Annotated in this window: 19 protein-coding genes; 1 reads left to right on the top strand and 18 read right to left on the bottom strand. The window is 68.9% G+C overall.

Annotation, left to right across the window (positions count from 1 at the left end):
- Positions 1-118: 118 nt before the first annotated feature.
- Complete coding sequence (locus OG247_RS29000) at positions 119-1,966, top strand: glycosyl hydrolase family 18 protein (RefSeq protein WP_442813440.1); 1,848 nt, start codon at positions 119-121, stop codon at positions 1,964-1,966.
- A 173-nt stretch (positions 1,967-2,139) separates the two neighbouring features.
- On the opposite strand, the gene OG247_RS28995 is transcribed toward OG247_RS29000, so the two are convergent.
- The 18 genes from OG247_RS28995 to OG247_RS28910 form a co-directional block, all read right to left on the bottom strand.
- A complete protein-coding gene (locus tag OG247_RS28995; RefSeq protein ID WP_327254967.1) occupies positions 2,140-2,589 on the bottom strand; it encodes a DUF2550 domain-containing protein in 450 nt (149 codons plus the stop codon).
- A 131-nt stretch (positions 2,590-2,720) separates the two neighbouring features.
- On the bottom strand, positions 2,721-3,095 hold the full coding sequence (locus tag OG247_RS28990; RefSeq protein WP_327254966.1) for a F0F1 ATP synthase subunit epsilon: 375 nt from the start codon (positions 3,093-3,095) through the stop codon (positions 2,721-2,723).
- A gap of 129 nt (positions 3,096-3,224) precedes the next feature.
- Positions 3,225-4,667, bottom strand: a complete 1,443-nt coding sequence (atpD, locus tag OG247_RS28985; protein WP_327254965.1) for a F0F1 ATP synthase subunit beta — start codon at positions 4,665-4,667, stop codon at positions 3,225-3,227.
- Positions 4,667-5,584 (bottom strand): F0F1 ATP synthase subunit gamma, encoded by a 918-nt coding sequence (locus OG247_RS28980; RefSeq protein WP_327254964.1) that lies wholly within the window; start codon positions 5,582-5,584, stop codon positions 4,667-4,669. Before OG247_RS28980 ends, atpD begins: the two co-directional genes overlap by 1 nt.
- A gap of 20 nt (positions 5,585-5,604) precedes the next feature.
- Positions 5,605-7,200, bottom strand: coding sequence for a F0F1 ATP synthase subunit alpha (gene atpA / locus OG247_RS28975; protein ID WP_274549590.1), 1,596 nt, complete (start codon positions 7,198-7,200; stop codon positions 5,605-5,607).
- A 130-nt stretch (positions 7,201-7,330) separates the two neighbouring features.
- Positions 7,331-8,146: a F0F1 ATP synthase subunit delta gene (locus OG247_RS28970; RefSeq protein WP_327254963.1), complete on the bottom strand. Its 816-nt coding sequence runs from the start codon at positions 8,144-8,146 to the stop codon at positions 7,331-7,333.
- On the bottom strand, positions 8,143-8,685 hold the full coding sequence (locus OG247_RS28965; RefSeq protein ID WP_254384247.1) for a F0F1 ATP synthase subunit B: 543 nt from the start codon (positions 8,683-8,685) through the stop codon (positions 8,143-8,145). Before OG247_RS28965 ends, OG247_RS28970 begins: the two co-directional genes overlap by 4 nt.
- Positions 8,686-8,727: 42 nt before the next feature.
- Positions 8,728-8,952 carry an ATP synthase F0 subunit C gene (gene atpE, locus OG247_RS28960; protein ID WP_030545783.1) on the bottom strand — a complete coding sequence of 75 codons (225 nt, stop codon included), beginning with the start codon at positions 8,950-8,952 and terminating at the stop codon, positions 8,728-8,730.
- A gap of 81 nt (positions 8,953-9,033) precedes the next feature.
- Entirely contained in the window at positions 9,034-9,870 is an 837-nt protein-coding gene (gene atpB / locus OG247_RS28955; RefSeq protein ID WP_327257673.1) for a F0F1 ATP synthase subunit A, read from the bottom strand.
- A gap of 211 nt (positions 9,871-10,081) precedes the next feature.
- Positions 10,082-10,519, bottom strand: a complete 438-nt coding sequence (locus OG247_RS28950) for a hypothetical protein (RefSeq protein WP_327254962.1) — start codon at positions 10,517-10,519, stop codon at positions 10,082-10,084.
- A gap of 275 nt (positions 10,520-10,794) precedes the next feature.
- Positions 10,795-12,129: an MraY family glycosyltransferase gene (locus tag OG247_RS28945; protein WP_327257672.1), complete on the bottom strand. Its 1,335-nt coding sequence runs from the start codon at positions 12,127-12,129 to the stop codon at positions 10,795-10,797.
- Between the two features lie 104 nt (positions 12,130-12,233).
- The gene (gene glyA / locus OG247_RS28940; RefSeq protein WP_327254961.1) at positions 12,234-13,466 is read right to left on the bottom strand and encodes a serine hydroxymethyltransferase; all 1,233 of its coding nucleotides are present in this window, start codon (positions 13,464-13,466) and stop codon (positions 12,234-12,236) included.
- 203 nt (positions 13,467-13,669) lie between these two features.
- The gene (locus tag OG247_RS28935; protein WP_327254960.1) at positions 13,670-14,302 is read right to left on the bottom strand and encodes an arsenate reductase/protein-tyrosine-phosphatase family protein; all 633 of its coding nucleotides are present in this window, start codon (positions 14,300-14,302) and stop codon (positions 13,670-13,672) included.
- Positions 14,299-14,946 carry an L-threonylcarbamoyladenylate synthase gene (locus tag OG247_RS28930; RefSeq protein ID WP_112448421.1) on the bottom strand — a complete coding sequence of 216 codons (648 nt, stop codon included), beginning with the start codon at positions 14,944-14,946 and terminating at the stop codon, positions 14,299-14,301. The genes OG247_RS28935 and OG247_RS28930 overlap by 4 nt, the downstream gene beginning before the upstream one ends.
- Before the next feature lie 73 nt (positions 14,947-15,019).
- Positions 15,020-15,865, bottom strand: a complete 846-nt coding sequence (gene prmC / locus OG247_RS28925) for a peptide chain release factor N(5)-glutamine methyltransferase (protein ID WP_327254959.1) — start codon at positions 15,863-15,865, stop codon at positions 15,020-15,022.
- A 77-nt stretch (positions 15,866-15,942) separates the two neighbouring features.
- A complete protein-coding gene (gene prfA, locus OG247_RS28920) occupies positions 15,943-17,022 on the bottom strand; it encodes a peptide chain release factor 1 (protein ID WP_266881142.1) in 1,080 nt (359 codons plus the stop codon).
- A gap of 117 nt (positions 17,023-17,139) precedes the next feature.
- Complete coding sequence (gene rpmE, locus OG247_RS28915; protein ID WP_112448418.1) at positions 17,140-17,355, bottom strand: 50S ribosomal protein L31; 216 nt, start codon at positions 17,353-17,355, stop codon at positions 17,140-17,142.
- A 200-nt stretch (positions 17,356-17,555) separates the two neighbouring features.
- The gene (locus tag OG247_RS28910; protein ID WP_327254958.1) at positions 17,556-18,659 is read right to left on the bottom strand and encodes an LCP family protein; all 1,104 of its coding nucleotides are present in this window, start codon (positions 18,657-18,659) and stop codon (positions 17,556-17,558) included.
- Positions 18,660-18,866: the final 207 nt, after the last annotated feature.

The following is an 18,866-nucleotide window of genomic DNA, read 5'->3' as shown; positions in this document are numbered from 1 at the left end:
ACAACTGTGGTGAGCGTGCCATGACAAGGCGTCATACGGGCACGCTCACGGGCGGCGCAGGTCCCACCCCCATGCAGCGGCCGTCCCCACGGCCGCTGCGGACCTCGGAGGAGCACCCTTGAGCACAGCACCCCCACGACGCGCACCGCTGTTTCGAAGAGTCGCGGCCGCCCTGGCCGTCCTCACCCTGCCCCTCGCCGGACTGGTGGCCATCGCCGGTCCCGCCGAGGCGGCCGCCTCGGCCACCGCGACGTACACCAAGGTCTCCGACTGGGGCTCCGGCTTCGAGGGCAAGTGGACGGTGAAGAACACCGGCACGACCACCCTCGGCAGCTGGACCGTGGAGTGGGACTACCCGGCCGGCACCGCCGTCACCTCCGCCTGGGACGCCACCGTCACCAGCTCCGGCACCCACTGGACCGGCAAGAACGTCGGCTGGAACGGCACCCTCGCCCCCGGCGCCACCGTCAGCTTCGGCTTCAACGGCACGGGCTCCGGCGCCCCCAGCGGCTGCAAGATCAACGGCGGCAGCTGCGACGGCGGCACCAACCCCACCGACAACCCGCCCAGCGCCCCCGGCACGCCCACGGCCAGCGGCGTCACCGACACCGGGCTGACCCTCGGCTGGGCCGCGGCCACCGACGACAAGGGCGTCAAGACCTACGACGTCTTCCGCGGCGGCGCCAAGATCGCCACCGTCACCAGCCCCACCTACACCGACTCGGGCCTGACCAAGGGCACGACGTACGGCTACACGGTCACCGCCCGCGACACCATCGACCAGACCGGCCCCTCCTCCGGCGCCCTCTCGGTGACCACCACCGGCGGAGTCGTCGATCCCCCGCCCGCGGGCGGACCGGTCAAGCTCGGCTACTTCACGAACTGGGGCGTCTACCAGCGCAACTACCACGTGAAGAACCTGGTCACCTCCGGCAGCGCCGCGAAGATCACGCACATCAACTACGCCTTCGGCAACGTCCAGGGCGGCAAGTGCACGATCGGTGACGCCTACGCCGACTACCAGAAGACCTACGACGCCTCCTCCAGCGTCTCGGGCGTCGCCGACACCTGGGACCAGCCGGTCGCGGGCAACTTCAACCAGCTGCGCCAGCTGAAGAAGAAGTACCCGAACATCAAGGTCCTCTACTCCTTCGGCGGCTGGACCTGGTCCGGCGGCTTCGGACAGGCCGCCGCGAACCCGGCCGCCTTCGCCCAGTCCTGCTACGACCTGGTCGAGGACCCGCGCTGGGCCGACGTCTTCGACGGCATCGACATCGACTGGGAGTACCCGAACGCCTGCGGCCTGTCCTGCGACACCAGCGGGGCCGCCTCCCTGAAGAACGTCCTCTCCGCACTGCGCACCAAGTTCGGCACCAGCAACCTGGTCACCGCCGCCATCTCCGCCGACGGCTCCAACGGCGGCAAGCTCGACGCGGCCGACTACGCGGGCGCCGCCCAGTACGTCGACTTCTACAACGTCATGACGTACGACTTCTTCGGCGCGTGGGCGGCCCAGGGCCCGACGGCCCCGCACTCCCCGCTCACCTCGTACACCGGCATCCCGATCGCCGGCTTCAACTCCGAGGCGGCCATCACCAAGCTCAAGGGCAAGGGCATCGCCGGCTCCAAGCTCAACCTCGGCATCGGCTTCTACGGCCGCGGCTGGACCGGCGTCACCCAGGCCACCCCCGGCGGCACCGCCACCGGCCCGGCCCCGGGCACCTACGAGCAGGGCATCGAGGACTACAAGGTCCTCAAGAGCTCCTGCCCCTCGACCGGCACCATCGCCGGCACGGCCTACGCCAAGTGCGGCAGCAACTGGTGGAGCTACGACACCCCCGCCACCATCGCCTCGAAGATGACCTGGACGAAGCAGCAGGGCCTCAAGGGAGCCTTCTACTGGGAGTTCAGCGGCGACACCGCGAACGGCGAACTCGCCGGCGCGGTCCACGCCGGCCTCTCCTGACCCCTGACAGCTCGGCCCGGTGACAGACGAAGCCGGGGAGACGGGTCCGCCCCCGTCTCCCCGGCTTCTCCTTGTTTGCGCACCGCTCGCGCGGCTCGGCCCTGGCGGGCCTCCCCGGCTTCGCGCCGCTGCGCCGGACTCCGCCCGGCGGGACGAACGGGTGCCGCCGGCCCTCAGGCCACGTTCACCCGTTGCCCGGGGGGCGCAGCCTCCAGCCAGGCCAGGAAACCGGTCAGCGCGTCATCGCTCATCGCCAGCTCCAGGCGGGTGCCGCGGTGCGCGCAGCAGAGTACGACGGCGTCGGAGAGCAGGGCCAGCTCCTCCTCGCCCTCGGGCGCACGGCGGGCGATGACCTCGATGGAGGACCGCTCCAGCAGCCGGCGCGGCCGCGGGGAGTAGCTGAAGACACGGAACCAGTCGATGCGGTCACCGCTGTAGCGCGCGACCCCGTACACCCAGCCCTTGCCGGAGACGTCGGGTTCCTCGGACACGCCCCAGCGCATGCTGCAGTCGAAGGTGCCGCCGGAGCGCTGGATCAGCCTGCGGCGCAGACCGAACACGAACAGCCCGATCACCACCACGGCGACTACGACCAGGCCGCTCACAAGCAGAGCGAGGAGCATCTTTCACCGACCTCCTCGCTCATCGAATACCACATACGAAAAACGACCTGCATCGCCTCAGCCGCGACCCGGTCCGGAAAATTCCGGAACAGGCCGCGGCTGAGGTTTCAAACTCTTACCAGTACCGGGGCTCAGCGCCCCGAAACCGCGCGCAGCCGGACATCGGCGCGACGCTCGGAGGCCGAATCGGTCTCCGACTTCGCGCGCTCCAGTGCCCGCTCCGCCCGCTCGACGTCGATCTCGTCGGCAAGCTCGGCGATCTCGGCCAGCAGCGACAACTTGTTGTCCGCGAACGAGATGAATCCGCCGTGCACCGCGGCGACAACAGTGTTGCCCCCGACGGTACGGATGGTCACCGGGCCCGATTCCAGCACACCGAGAAGCGGCTGGTGACCGGGCATGACGCCGATGTCGCCGGACGTGGTGCGGGCGACAACCAGGGTGGCCTCGCCGGACCAGACATTCCGGTCCGCCGCGACCAGCTCGACGTGCAGCTCAGCAGCCAAGGTGGCTCCTCGGGTCACCACCCGGCGGGAAAGCCGGGTGTTGGGTCAAATTCTAATGGGCGTGGGGAGAGGGACGGGACACACCCGCCCCTCTCCGTCAGTCAGCTGTGCTCACGGATGAGCGCGGCTTCAGGAGACGCCCAGCTCCTTGGCGTTGGCCTTGAGGTCCTCAATGCCACCGCACAGGAAGAACGCCTGCTCGGGGAAGTGGTCGTAGTCTCCGTCGCAGATCGCGTTGAAGGCAACGATGGACTCCTCGAGCGGAACGTCCGAACCGTCGACGCCGGTGAACTGCTTGGCGACGTGCGTGTTCTGCGACAGGAAGCGCTCGACGCGACGGGCACGGTGGACAACGAGCTTGTCCTCCTCGCCCAGCTCGTCGATACCGAGGATCGCGATGATGTCCTGGAGGTCCTTGTACTTCTGCAGGATCCCCTTGACGCGCATCGCCGTGGCGTAGTGGTCCGCCGCGATGTACCGCGGGTCGAGGATGCGGGACGTCGAGTCCAGCGGGTCCACGGCCGGGTAGATGCCCTTCTCGGAGATCGGACGGGAAAGAACCGTCGTCGCGTCGAGGTGGGCGAAGGTGGTGGCCGGCGCCGGGTCGGTCAGGTCGTCCGCGGGGACGTAGATCGCCTGCATCGAGGTGATCGAGTGACCGCGGGTCGAGGTGATGCGCTCCTGCAGCAGACCCATCTCGTCAGCCAGGTTCGGCTGGTAACCCACGGCGGACGGCATGCGGCCCAGAAGGGTCGACACCTCCGAACCGGCCTGGGTGTAACGGAAGATGTTGTCGATGAAGAAGAGCACGTCCTGCTTCTGCACATCGCGGAAGTACTCCGCCATGGTCAGACCGGCAAGCGCGACGCGAAGACGGGTGCCCGGGGGCTCGTCCATCTGGCCGAAGACAAGCGCCGTCTTGTCGATGACGCCCGACTCGGCCATTTCCTCGATGAGGTCGTTGCCCTCACGGGTACGCTCACCGACGCCCGCGAAGACCGACACACCGTCGTGGTTGTTGGCGACGCGGTAGATCATTTCCTGGATCAGAACGGTCTTGCCGACACCGGCACCACCGAACAGACCGATCTTTCCACCCTTGACGTACGGGGTGAGAAGGTCGATGACCTTGACGCCGGTCTCGAACATCTCGGTCTTCGACTCGAGCTCGTCGAAGCGGGGCGCCTTGCGGTGGATCGGCCAGCGCTCGGTGACGTTGGCGTTCTCCTCCGGGTAGTTCAGCACCTCACCGAGGGTGTTGAACACCTTGCCCTTGGTGAAGTCACCGACGGGGACGGTGATGCCCTCGCCCGTGTTGACCACCGTGGCCTGGCGGACCAGACCGTCGGTGGGCTGCATGGAGATGGTGCGGACCAGGCCGTCACCCAGGTGCTGGGCGACTTCCAGGGTCAGCGTCTTCAGCTCGCCGTCCTGGGCCGGGTCGGCCACCTGGACCTTCAGCGCGTTGTAGATCTCGGGCATCGCGTCGACGGGGAACTCCACGTCGACGACCGGGCCGATGACCCGGGCGACGCGGCCCGTGGCGGCGGCCGTCTCAACAGTGGTCGTCATTACTTGTCACTCCCCGCGGTCGCGTCTGCCATGGCGCTGGCGCCACCGACGATCTCGCTGATTTCCTGGGTGATTTCGGCCTGGCGGGCCGCGTTGGCAAGCCGGGAGAGGCTCTTGATGAGATCCCCGGCGTTGTCGGTAGCCGACTTCATCGCGCGGCGGCGGGCGGCGTGCTCGGAAGCGGCCGACTGCAGCAGTGCGTTGTAGATGCGGCTCTCGACGTAGCGCGGCAGAAGGGCGTCGAGGACGTCCTCCGCCGACGGCTCGAAGTCGAACAGCGGAAGGATCTCGCCCTTCGCGCCAGTCTCCTCGTCGACCTTGTCGAGGCTGAGCGGCAGCATCCGGCCGTCCACCGCGTTCTGCGTCATCATCGACACGAATTCCGTGTAGACGATGTGCAGCTCGTCGACGCCACCCTCGGCCGTAGCCGTCTGGATGGCCTCGATCAGCGGCGCCGCGACGCGCTTGGCGTCGGCGTAGGCCGGGCTGTCGGTGAAGCCGGTCCACGACTCCGCGACCTTGCGCTCGCGGAAGCCGAAGTAGGCCACACCCTTACGGCCGACGATGTACGAGTCGACCTCCTTGCCCTCGCCGCGCAGCCGCTCGGTGAGCCGCTCCGCCTGCTTGATGGCGTTCGAGGAGTAGCCGCCGGCCAGACCGCGGTCGCTCGTGATGAGCACGATCGCGGCGCGCACCGGCGCCTCGACCTCCGTGGTCAGGGCGTGCTTGGTGTTCGAACCGGTCGCCACCGCGGTCACCGCGCGGGTGAGCTCGGTCGCGTACGGCATCGACGCCGCCACCTTGCGCTGCGCCTTGACGATGCGCGAGGCGGCGATCATCTCCATCGCCTTGGTGATCTTCTTGGTCGCCGTGATGGCACGGATGCGACGCTTGTAGACCCGGAGCTGCGCTCCCATGAGTCAGGTCCCTTCCGTCGTCACTTGGAGACGTTGACGGCCGGTACGTCCTCGCCCAGGAGCTTGCCGTCCGAGGTCTCGAACTGCCGCTTGAAGTTGGCGATGGCGTCGGCGATGGACGTCAGAGTGTCGTCCGACATCTTGCCGCCGTCCGCGATGGAGGTGAGGAGCTCCTTGCGCTCGAGGCGCAGGTGGTCCAGCAGCTCCGACTCGAAGCGACGGATGTCGTTGACCGGGACGTCGTCCATCTTGCCGGTGGTGCCGGCCCAGACGGAGACGACCTGCTCCTCGACGGGCATCGGCTGGTACTGGCCCTGCTTCAGCAGCTCCACCAGACGCTTGCCGCGCTCCAGCGAGGCCTTCGACGCGGCGTCCAGGTCGGAACCGAAGGCGGCGAACGCCTCCAGCTCACGGTACTGGGCGAGGTCCAGGCGCAGACGGCCGGAAACCTGCTTCATGGCCTTGTGCTGGGCCGAGCCACCGACGCGGGAGACCGAGATACCGACGTTCAGCGCCGGGCGCTGGCCCGCGTTGAACAGGTCGGACTCAAGGAAGCACTGGCCGTCGGTGATGGAGATGACGTTGGTCGGGATGAACGCCGACACGTCGTTCGCCTTGGTCTCGACGATCGGCAGACCGGTCATCGAACCGGCACCCATGTCGTCCGAGAGCTTGGCGCAACGCTCCAGCAGACGGGAGTGCAAGTAGAAGACGTCGCCCGGGTAGGCCTCGCGGCCCGGCGGACGGCGCAGCAGCAGCGACACGGCGCGGTAGGCGTCGGCCTGCTTCGACAGGTCGTCGAAGATGATCAGGACGTGCTTGCCGGCGTACATCCAGTGCTGGCCGATGGCCGAACCGGTGTACGGCGCCAGGTACTTGAAGCCGGCCGGGTCGGACGCCGGGGCGGCGACGATCGTCGTGTACTCGAGCGCACCGGCGTCTTCCAGGGCGCCGCGAACGGACGCGATGGTCGAGCCCTTCTGGCCGATGGCGACGTAGATGCAGCGAACCTGCTTGTTCACGTCGCCCGAGCGCCAGTTGTCGCGCTGGTTGATGATCGTGTCGACGGCCAGAGCGGTCTTGCCGGTCTGACGGTCACCGATGATCAGCTGACGCTGACCACGGCCGACCGGCACCATCGCGTCGATGGCCTTGTAGCCGGTCTGCATCGGCTCGTGGACCGACTTGCGGACCATGACGCCGGGGGCCTGCAGCTCGAGGGCGCGGCGGCCCTCGGTCGCGATCTCGCCGAGGCCGTCGATCGGGTTGCCGAGCGGGTCGACAACGCGGCCGAGGTAACCCTCGCCGACGCCGACGGAGAGCACCTCACCGGTGCGCTGCACCGGCTGGCCCTCCTCGATACCGCTGAACTCGCCGAGGACGACCGCACCGATCTCGCGCTCGTCGAGGTTCAGGGCGAGACCGAGGGTTCCGTCCTCGAACTTCAGCAGTTCGTTCGCCATGGCGGAGGGCAGGCCCTCCACCTTCGCGATGCCGTCGCCGGCAACGCTGACCGTTCCGACCTCCTCGCGCGAGGCCGCGTCCGGCTGGTACGACTGGACAAAGTTCTCCAGTGCGTCCCGGATCTCCTCCGGCCGGATCGTGAGCTCCGCCATCTGGGTTCCCTGCTCTCCTTGTTGGGCCTGAAGCTTCTTAGGGGTCTGGGGGTGACCCCCAGGAATCTTCTGCAAGTTCTGCACGGCCCAACCGGGCCGCTAGGAATGCTTTTTTCTAATGTGTGGCTGGTCAGCCGGCCATGCGTCGGGACGCCTCTGCGATGCGGTCCGAGATGGTGCCGTCGATGACCTCGTCGCCGACCCGCACCGAGATCCCGCCGAGGACCGTCGGGTCCACGTCGAGGTTCAGGTGCATCGGTCGGCCGTACAGCTTGGCCAGCACCGCGCCGAGACGCTGCTTCTGGACGTCGCTGAGCGGAACCGCGGTGGTCACGGTGGCGACCATGCGGCCACGACGCTCGGCGGCGACCTTGGAAAGGGACTCGAGGCCCGCTTCCAGGCTACGTCCACGCGGGTGCGTGACGAGACGCGTGACCAGCCGCTCGGTGACGGCGTTCGCCTTGCCGCCGAGCAGGCTGCGCAGCAGCTCGCCCTTGGCGGCGGCGGTCGCCGACCGGTCGGTCAGTGCTGCGCGCAGCTCGGTGTTCGAGGAGACGATCCGGCCGAACCGGAACAGCTCGTCCTCGACGTCGTCGAGGCCTCCGCTGGTCTGGGCCGCCGTGAGGTCGGCGGTGGCCGCCAGGACCTCGAGCGAATCCACCAGGTCACGGGACTGCGACCAGCGGGACCGGGCCATTCCGGCCACCAGGTCGAGGGTTTCCCCGCCCACCTGGCCGCCGAGCAGACGACCGGTCAGCTCGGCCTTGGCCTCGCCGGACTGCGCCGGGTCCGTGATGACCCGACGCAGCGAGACCTCACGGTCGAGCAGCGCGGTGACGGCCGCCAGCTCGCCGGCGAGCTTCGCCGCGTCGACGGACGTGTTGTCCGTCAGCGCGTCGAGACGCTCGCGGGCGGAGGCCAGCGCGTCGCGGCTCGCTCCGTTCATCGGGCGGCCTCGGCCTTCTCCTCAAGCTCGCTGAGGAAGCGGTCGATCGTGCGGCTCTGCCGGGCGTGGTCCTCAAGGGACTCGCCTACGAGCTTTCCGGCCAGGTCGGTCGCCAGCTTGCCGACGTCCTGACGGAGCGCCGAAGAGGCGGCCTTGCGGTCAGCCGCGATCTGGGCGTGACCGGCAGCGATGATCTCCTCACGCTGCCGCTGGCCCTCTGCGCGCAGTTCTTCCTTGAGCGCAGTGCCCTGCTCCAGAGCGTCCTGGCGCAGGCGAGCGGCCTCGTGCCGGGCTTCGGCGAGCTGCGCCTTGTACTGCTCCAGCACGCTCTGAGCCTCGGTCTGAGCGGCCTCAGCCTTTTCGATACCGCCTTCGATGGCCTCGCGGCGCTCGTCCAGAACCTTGTTGATGTTCGGGAGGAGCTTCTTCGCGAGGAAACCGAAGACGATGACGAAGGCGATCAGACCGATGACGAGCTCGGGGATCGGCGGAATGAGGGGGTTTTCCCCGCCCTCAGCCGCGAGAACCAGGAGGTTCACATCAGTGCCTTTCGTCGATTCGGACTAGTCGTGGAGTTCGTCTTAGTAGACGAACGGCATGACCAGACCGATGAGGGCGAGCGCCTCACAGAAGGCGAAGCCGAGGATCTGGTTGGCGCGGATCAGACCGGCAGCCTCGGGCTGACGGGCAAGAGCCTGGGTACCGTTACCGAAGATGATGCCGACGCCGACGCCCGGGCCGATCGCCGCGAGACCGTAACCGACGGAGCTGAGGGAACCTTCGACGGCAGCAAGGGTCTGGGACATGCCAGTTCTTCCTTCTCTTTCATGGACCGGTGGGGGTTGGCCACCGGACGATTCGGGGGGATTGCAGGAGCGAGCTGTGGCTCAGTGGTGCTCGGCGAGCGCGCCCTGCAGGAAGCTGCAGGCCAGGAGGACGAAGACGTACGCCTGGACAGCCTGGATGAAGAGTTCGAACGCGGTCATCACGATGACCATGACGAACGAGACGCCCGCGTAAGCGATGCCGATCCCGTTCAGCAGGTACCAGCTGGCGATGGTGAACAGCAGCAGCAGGGTGTGACCGGCGAACATGTTCGCGAACAGTCGGACCGCGTGGGTGAAGGGGCGGACGATGACGTTCGAGAAGAACTCGATGACCATGACCAGCGGCAGGACCGGGCCGAGCGACTTGTCGTAGCCGGTCAGGTTCTTGAAGCCGCCGACGAAGCCGTGACGCTTGAACGTCACGCTCATCCAGATCACGTAGACGATCAGCGCGAGGCCGACCGGGTACGAGAAGATCGCCGTCACCGGGAACTGGGCGATCGGAATGATCGACCAGAGGTTCAGGATCCAGACGAAGAAGAACAGCGACACCATGAAGGGGACGTACTTCTCGCCCTCCTTCTTGCCCAGGGTCTCGTAGACGATGCCGCGGCGCACGAAGTCGTAGCCGGCCTCGGCGACCATCTGCAGCTTGCCCGGGACGACCTTCGGCTTGCGGAAGGCGGCCCAGAAGAAGGCGACGATGACGACCGTGCCGAGCAGGGCCAGCAGCATCGTCTTGTTGAAGTACGAGCTGCTGTCACCGTCCCCGAAGATCGGCTCGAACATGAACGAGTGCAGGCCGGGAGCCGGGAAACCACAACCGTCGAAGATGTGGCAATCGGTCTCGAAGGCGAGCACCGTCGTCGGGTCAGCACTCACCGCGGGCTCCTTCAGCGTGGCGCATAGGTACGGCAACCTCGTTGTGTCGGCGCGGCGGACAGCCGCTGTTCGGCACTGGACTGGTGTAACGGATGTGGGGGCGGCGGTCAGGCATCGAGCCTCGCGATGGAACAGGCGTCAGCCTCAGATGCCCGCGCCCGCATTGCCACAGTTGAAACCGGACGATAGCAGCATCCCGAACGCGTGCTTATTCCGCCCCTACCCCTCACGGCTTCTGGCCCGAATTTCCGGGCTTGTCGCCCTTCATCGAGTCAGGTTCGACGTAGAGGATCTTGGCCTTCATATGAGCACGCGCCTGTGCGGCGATCCACACCAGGGTGGCGACGACGAGCGTGATGGCGAAGGCCTTGGGATTGAACAGCGTCGTGTTCTTGAACACGGCGAGAAAGACGAAGAGCAGCAGGATCTGGGCCGTGTAGAGCATGAGCCCCATGGCCTGGAACAAGTGCGGAAGTGATTTCGCCGTGCGTTGCAGTACGAGGAATCCGATGCCCATGAACAGCATCACCACGACCGTCGCGACGACGGCGCCCACGGCCCCCTTGCCACCGGCGACGATCCCACTGATGACGGCGGCGAGAGCGCCGGCGACAGCCGTGGGAACGGCGGATTGCAGGAGGGATCGGACGTCATCTGACCGCATGGCGGTTTGCTCCGCGTGGTGGTGGGGGCACAGGGACTCGTACAGGACGAGCGTAAGCCCGGTCCGAGAGGGAACCTCGGGCCAATGGACCGTCGCACTACGGTCCTTCGGCTCTGTCGCCGGGTTTAGTGAACGGTATCACAAAGTATTTGATGAGAGCTTTACTCGGAGGGTGTGCGGACTGTCACACATGAGAGTGACCCTGCGCGTGTGTGCGCGACAGCCAAGTGTCTTGTCTGGTAAAGGGTGTTCATGTCCGACATGCGTGCCGGGCGTCAGCGCGAGGATCCGGCCTTACGCCGGTCGGGGAAGCGCGAACGGGGGCCGATGGCGGTCGCCCCGTTGACGCCGGACACGCCTGCCGCGATCGGCCGGGCCGGCTCCGGCTCCGCGGCGGAGGCGTCCTGCAGGGCCGCCTCCGCGGCCCGTTCCGCGTGCCGGTAGCGCGGCGGGACCAGCCGCTCCGCCCACTGCGGGGCCCGCGGGGTGAAGCGCGGCAGCAGGAGCAGGAGCAGGCCCACGGCGCTCAGCGCGGCGATCGCCAGCACGATCCACATCGAGGCGGAATGCACCGAATACGCCACGGTGCCGAAGGCGATCAATCCTGACCAGAAGTACATGATGAGCACCGCCCGGCTGTGCGAATGCCCGAGTTCCAGCAGCCGGTGGTGGAGGTGTCCGCGGTCCGCGGCGAAGGGCGACTGGCCCTTCCAGGTGCGCCGCACGATGGCGAGGACCAGGTCCGTCATCGGGATCGCGATGATCGTGAGCGGCAGGATCAGCGGGATGAAGACCGGCAGCATCGCGTGGGTCGCGTTGCGCTCGCCGCCCACGAACAGCGCCATCGCGTCCGGGTCCACCTGTCCGGTGATGGAGATGGCGGCGGCGGCCAGCACGAGGCCGATGAGCATCGAGCCGGAGTCGCCCATGAAGATCCGGGCGGGGTGCATGTTGTGCGGCAGGAAGCCGAGGCACATGCCCATCAGGATCGCGGCGAAGAGGGTCGCGGGCGCGGCCGCCTCGATCCCGTAGCCGAACCAGATCCGGTACGCGTAGAGGAAGAACGCGCACGTCGCGATGCAGACCATGCCGGCGGCGAGGCCGTCGAGGCCGTCCACGAAGTTCACCGCGTTGATGGTGATCACGACGAGGGCCACGGTGAGCAGGTTGCCCTGCCAGGGGGTGAGCGAGACCGAGCCGACGCCCGGGACCGGGATCCACAGGATGGTCAGGCCCTGCATGCACATCACACCGGCGGAGATCATCTGTGCGCCGAGCTTGATCAGGGCGTCGAGCTCGAACTTGTCGTCCAGTACGCCGACCAGCCAGATCAAGGCCGCCCCGGAGAGCAGGGCCCGCGGCTCGTTCGACAGCTCGAAGACCCCGTTGAGGTTCTGCAGGTGGTCCGCGACGAGCAGGCCGGCGCACAGTCCGCCGAACATCGCGATGCCGCCGAGCCGGGGAGTGGGCTCCCGGTGGACGTCGCGGGCTCGGATCTCGGGCATCGCGCCCACGGCGATCGCGAACTTCCGCACGGGCCCGGTGAGTAGATAAGTCACCGCGACCGTGACGCAAAGCGTCAGCAGATATTCACGCACGGGCTGCCCCAGATGTATCGCCGGCCATCTCAGCCCCACACACTAGCTGCGAAGTACTCACTGTCGGGGACGCGCAAGGGCGGTATCCCGGTTGCGGTACGTCGCTCTTGCCCGGCTTAAACCCCATACGGTGGAAAACTGACCACCAGCTCGTTGACGTCCCTACGGATCTTCGCGGGCTCCCCGCCGGCCAGCGCGGCCGTGAACAGCGCGGCGATCCGGCCCATCTCCGCCTCCCCCATGCCCTGCGTGGTCACCGCCGCGGTGCCGAGGCGGATCCCGCGCTGGTCACCGTAGGGAAGGGCGCAGGTGTCCAGCACGATCCCGGCGGCGGCCAGCCTGCCCCGGGCTCCCGCGCCGTCGAGGCCCAGCGGTGCGGGGTCGGCGGTGATCAGGTGGGTGTCGGTGCCCCCGGTCGTGATCGCGAACCCGCGGGCGGCGAGCGCGTCGGCCAGGGCGCGGCCGTTGGCGACCACCCGGTGCGCGTACGAGGTGAAGGCCGGCCCGGCGGCCTCGCCGAAGGCCACGGCCTTGGCGGCGATGCTGTGCATCTGCGGGCCGCCCTGGGTGAAGGGGAACACCGCCCGGTCGATCCGTTCCGCGAACTCGGCCCCGCACAGGATCATCCCGCCGCGCGGCCCCCGGAGCACCTTGTGGGTGGTGGCGACGACGATGTCGGCGTAGGGCACGGGGCTGGGCGCGGCCCCGCCGGCCACGAGCCCGATGGGGTGGGCGGCGTCGGCGATCAGGAAGGCCCCGACCTCGTCGGCGATCTCCCGGAACACGGAGTACTCGGGGTGCCTCGGGTAGGAGATGGACCCGCACACGATGGCCTTGGGCCGGTGCTCGTGCGCGAGCCGCTGCACCTGGGCGTAGTCGATGAGCCCGGTCGCGGCGTCCACTCCGTAGCCGACGAAGTCGAACCAGCGCCCGGAGAAGTTGGCGGGCGATCCGTGGGTGAGGTGTCCCCCGGAGGTGAGCGCCATGGCCAGCACGGAGTCCCCGGGCCGCAGCAGCGCGGCGTACGCGGCGAGCACGGCGGCGGATCCGGAGTGCGGCTGCACGTTCGCGTGCTCGGCGCCGAAGAGGGCGCGGGCCCTCTCGACGGCGATCTGCTCGGCGAGGTCGGCGTACTCGCAGCCGCCGTGGTGGCGGGCGCCGGGGTAGCCCTCGGCGTACTTGTTGGCGAGCACCGATCCCAGTGCGGTGAGCACGGCGGCGGAGGTGAAGTTCTCGGCGGCGATCAGCTGCAGCCCCGTCGTCTGGCGCTGCCGTTCCCCGTCGAGGACGTCGGCCATCTGCGGATCCTGCTGCCGCAGCAGGTCCAGGGGCTGGGTGATGACGCTCATGGCGCGACTCCAGGGGGGTACCGCGTACCGGGTACCAGCCACTGTAGGCCGCCCCTGCGCATCCCGCCCTGCGGCGCGAATCCGGCCCTGCGGCGCGGAACCGGTCCTGCTGCGCGAATCCCGCCCGACCGGGCAAATCCAGCCCCGCCGGCGTTTGAGGCGCGGGGGTTCGGGGGCAGCGCCCCCGACAACGGCGCCGCAGGTCAGCGCGAGGTCTTGACCCCGGTCAGCGCGGTGACCACCGGCTCCAACGCCTGGTTGATCTCGTCGCCGATCGAGCGGAAGAAGGTGATCGGCGCCCCGTACGGGTCGTACACCTCATCGGCGTCCGGCGAGGGGGCCAGCAGCCACCCCCGCAACGCAGCGGCCGCCCGAACCAGCGCGCGGGCCCGCTCCACCATCCCGTCCTCCAGCGGCGGCAGGGTCGCCGGGTCTATCGCCCGGACCAGCCGGGTGAACTCCTTCAGGGTGAAGGTGCGCAGCCCCGCCGAGTGCCCCATGGAGATCACCTGGGCGCGGTGGTCGCGGGTGGCGGTCAGGACCAGGTCCGCGCGTATGACGTGCTCGTCCAGGAGTTCCCGGCCGGTGAAGCCGGAGGCGTCGGCCCCGAAGTCGGCCAGCACGGCGGCCGCGTTGGCCTCCATGGGCGCGCCCTCGTGGCCCCAGGTGCCCGCGCTCTCCACGATCAGGTCCCCGGTGACGGGGCCCCCGAGCCGGTGGGACAGCGCGTGCCGCGTCAGCCGCTCGGTGATGGGCGAGCGGCACACGTTGCCGGTGCTGACGTGGAGTATGCGGAAGGTGCTGTCCCCGGCTATGCCACGCCCCTCAGGGCTCACGGAGCCACCTCGAGGTCGGGCACGACCTCTCGCAGCTGCTCGGCGGTCAGTGCCCCCTCGCGCAGCAGGACGGGAACCTTCCCGGTGACGTCGACGATCGACGACGGCTGGATGCCCGGGGTCGGGCCGCCGTCCAGGTACACGGACACGGAGTCGCCGAGCATCTCGCGCGCGGCGTCGCAGTCCTCCGGCGCCGGGTGTCCGGTCAGGTTCGCCGAGGACACCGCCATCGGGCCGACCTCGGTCAGCAGCTCGATCGCGACGGGGTGCAGGGGCATGCGTACGGCCACGGTCCCGCCGGTCTCGCCCAGGTCCCACGCCAGCGAGGGCTGGTGCTTGGCGACCAGCGTCAGCGCGCCCGGCCAGAAGGCGTCGACGAGCTCCCACGCCTGCTCGGAGAAGTCGGTGACCAGGCCGTGCAGGGTGTTCGGGGAGCCGATGAGGACGGGGGTGGGCATGTTGCGGCCGCGCCCCTTGGCGGCGAGCAGGTCGCCGACGGCCTCGGCGCTGAAGGCGTCCGCGCCGATCCCGTACAGGGTGTCGGTGGGCAGCACGACGAGCTCGCCGCGGCGTACGGCGGAGGCGGCTTCACGCAGGCCCGTCTTGCGGTCCGTCGCGTCGTTGCAGTCGTATCGCCGGGCCATCAGCGGGCCTCCTCGTGCGGCAGGGGGGTGGCGGGAATGCGCGCGGTGACCGAACCGATCATGACGGGGCCGGTCACGGCAGGGCCTTGCGGGCGGTCGCGAAGCGCGGGCGCTTGTTGAGGTCGGGGTGGTCGGCGGCGTCGGCCCAGCCCCGCTCCTCGGCGAAGATCCACGGGACCTGTCCGCCCTGGGTGTCGGCGTGCTCGATGACGACGATGCCGCCGGGCCGCAGCAGCCGGTGGGCGGTGCGCTCGATGCCGCGGATGGTGTCCAGGCCGTCCTCGCCGGAGAACAGCGCCATCTCGGGGTCGTGGTCGCGGGCCTCGGGTGCCACGTACTCCCACTCGGTGAGCGGGATGTACGGCGGGTTGGAGATGACCAGGTCGACCTGGCCGTCCAGCTCGGGCAGGGCGCTCAGCGCGTTGCCCTGGTGGACGGTGACCCGGGAGCCCTCGGCGTTCTTACGGGTCCACTGGAGGGCGTCCTCGGACAGCTCGACGGCGTGCACGCGCGAGCGCGGCACCTCCTGCGCCATGGCCAGCGCGATGGCGCCGGAGCCGGTGCACAGGTCCACGATCAGCGGTTCGACGACGTCCATCGCCCGGACGGCCTGTATGGCCCAGTCCACGACCGACTCGGTCTCGGGCCGGGGCACGAAGACCCCGGGCCCGACCTGGAGCTCCAGGTACCGGAAGAAGGCGCGGCCGGTGATGTGCTGGAGCGGCTCGCGCGCCTCGCGGCGGGCGACGGCCTCCCAGTAGCGGGCATCGAAGTCCGCGTCCTTGACGTGGTGGAGTTCCCCCCGCTTGACGCCGTGCACGAAGGCCGCGAGCTCCTCAGCGTCGAAACGCGGTGAGGGCACGCCGGCGGCGGCCAGCCGCTGGGTGGCCTGGGCCACCTCGGCAAGCAGCAAGTTCACGCTGGTCCTCCGGGCTGCTGTCGTACGGGGGGTGGTGCGGGGTCCTACGGGGTGGTGCGGGGGTCCTGCGCGGGGACTCAGTGCGCGGACGCGAGCTTGGCGGCGGAGTCCGTGTCGACGCAGGCCTGGATGACCGGGTCGAGGTCTCCGTCGAGCACCTGGTCCAAGTTGTACGCCTTGAAGCCCGTCCGGTGGTCCGAGATCCGGTTTTCCGGGTAGTTGTACGTACGGATCTTCTCGGAGCGGTCCACGGAGCGCACCTGGCTGCGGCGCACGTCGGAGGCCTCCTGCTCGGCGGCTTCCTGGGCGGCGGCCAGCAGGCGCGAGCGCAGGATGCGCATCGCCTGCTCCTTGTTCTGGAGCTGGCTCTTCTCGTTCTGGCAGGAGGCGACCACACCGGTCGGGATGTGCGTGATGCGCACGGCCGAGTCGGTGGTGTTGACGGACTGGCCGCCGGGGCCCGAGGAGCGGTACACGTCGATGCGGAGGTCGTTCATGTTGACCTCGACCTCCACCTCCTCGGCTTCCGGGGTGACGAGCACGCCGGCGGCGGAGGTGTGGATGCGGCCCTGGGACTCGGTGGCCGGCACGCGCTGGACGCGGTGCACGCCGCCCTCGTACTTCAGGCGGGCCCAGACGCCCTGGCCGGGCTCGGTGGCGCCGTTGCCGCCCTTGGTGCGGACGGAGACCTGGACGTCCTTGTAGCCGCCGAGCTCGGACTCGGTGGCGTCGATGATCTCGGTCTTCCAGCCCACGCGCTCGGCGTAGCGCAGGTACATGCGCAGCAGGTCGCCGGCGAACAGGGCCGACTCGTCACCGCCCGCACCCGCCTTGACCTCCAGGAGCACGTCCTTGTCGTCGCTGGGGTCGCGCGGAACGAGCAGCAGGCGGAGCTTCTCGGTGAGCTCTTCGCGCTGTGCGGTCAGTTCCTTGACCTCTGCCACGAAGTCCGGGTCGTCGGCCGCGAACTCCTTCGCCGTCTCGATGTCCTCGGCGGACTGCTTCCAGGCACGGAAGGTCGCGACGATCGGGGTCAGCTCCGCGTAGCGCTTGTTCAGCTTGCGCGCGTTGGCCTGATCCGAGTGGACCGAAGGGTCGGCGAGCTTCTTCTCAAGATCGGCGTGCTCGCCGATCAGTTCCTCGACCGCCTCGAACATCGGGGGCTCCTGAAGATGGTGAATGTGAAGAAAAGGGCGGCTGCGGGACGAGAAAGGCGCCGGTCCGGCTGCCCCCGTGCGAACAGGGTGCAGCCGGGGTCCGGCGCCTGAGGCTCGCTACTTCTGTGCAGCCTTGCCGAAGCGGGCCTCGAAGCGGGCCACGCGGCCACCGGTGTCGAGGATCTTCTGCTTGCCCGTGTAGAACGGGTGGCACTCGGAGCAGACCTCGGCTCGGATGGAGCCCTCGGTCAGGGTGCTACGGGTGGTGAACGACGCGCCACAGGTGCAGCTGACCTGGGTCTCGACGTACTGGGGGTGAACATCGCGCTTCAAGGTGTCTCCTAGATTCGGGAGGGCGCCGGGTCGCAGGAGCCGAATTGCGCGCTGCGTGAACCGGGGCCGACAGACCAGTCTGCCAGGACCGGGCTGCCTGTCAAAATTCTGAGGACGCCTCCCTCAACGGCAGGGGTCCGGCATCTATTCCGCGGCCCGGCGCAACCCCTCCGGGCGGGTGGGCGGGCAGGTGGTCCGCGCTACCGGACGACCGTACCGGCCGTGCCCTTGTCGCCGGCCGAGTTCGCGGTGGCCGCGGCGGGAACCGGCTGGTCGGCCAGGAGTGCGTCCCAGACCATCGTGGACTCCTTGGTGAGCGGGACGACCCGGTTGGGGTCACGGGTGTCTCCGGTCACCGGCAGGGTGATCATCTGCATGTTCTCGGGGCCGATGCCCTCCAGCCCCTGGGCGAACCCCATGAGGGACTTCACGTCGCCGAGCGCCTTGTCCGTGGTGATGGCCTTGGTGGCGGTGTCGGCGAGGTCGAGCAGCTTCTTCGGGTTGTCGAAGACGCCGATGGTCTTGACCTGCTTGATCAGCGCCTTGATGAAGGCCTGCTGGAGCTGTATTCGGCCCAGGTCGCCGCCGTCGCCGACGCCGTGGCGGGTACGGACGAGGCCGAGGGCCTGCTCGCCGTTCAGCCTGTTCGTCCCGGCGGGCAGGTTCAGGTGGCTGTAGTCGTCCTTGATCGGCTTGGTGGTCGTCACCTCGACGCCGCCGAGCTTGTCGATGATCTCCTTGAAGCCCGTGAAGTCGACTTCGAGGTAGTGATCCATGCGGATCCCCGACATCTTCTCCACGGTCGCGACGGCGCAGGCCGCCCCGCCGACGGTGAAGGACTCGTTGAACATCTTGCGCGGGCCGCCCAGGTCGCTCTTGCCGTTCGGGAGCTTGCAGGCGGGCCGGGTCACGAGGGTGTCGCGGGGTATCGATACGACGGTGGCCTTGGTGTGGCCCTCGTTGAGGTGGACGATCATCGCCGTGTCGGAGCGCGCGGAGCCGCCGTCGTCCTGGCCGTACTCCCCGTTGGCGCCGCCGCGGGAGTCGGAGCCGAGGACGAGGATGTCCATCGAGCCGTTGTCCACGTTCTGCGGGCGGTCCTTGCCGAGGGCGGCGTCGATGTCGACCGTCTTGAGGTTGCCGTTGAACTTGAAGTAGAAGTAGCCGAGCCCCGCCCCACCCAGGAGGACCACGCCGGCGGCGGTCCACGCGGCGATGACGACGGCCCTGCGGCCCGTGGCCGGCTTCCGTCGGCGTCTGCCCGCGCCGGCCCTGCGGCCGCGGCCCCTGATGTCCTGGCTCATGCTCTGCTCTGCCCGTCTGTGTTCGGCCCGGTTCCCCGTTTCCCTCTGACAGAGACGGTCGGACGCCCCCCAGGGTTCCACGGCCGCCTGTGCGTCCCGTGTGCGTCCCGGCCCGCGGAACCCCCGCGCCCGGCCTGGACGGGCACCCCGCGAACGCCCCGTGACCCCACACCTACCTGCGGTTTCCCCCGAGCGCGCGGGGTCGCC

The sequence above is a fragment of the Streptomyces sp. NBC_01244 genome (genome assembly GCF_035987325.1).
In the GTDB taxonomy this organism is placed as follows: domain Bacteria; phylum Actinomycetota; class Actinomycetes; order Streptomycetales; family Streptomycetaceae; genus Streptomyces.
This window is presented reverse-complemented; position numbering and strand designations above follow the sequence as displayed.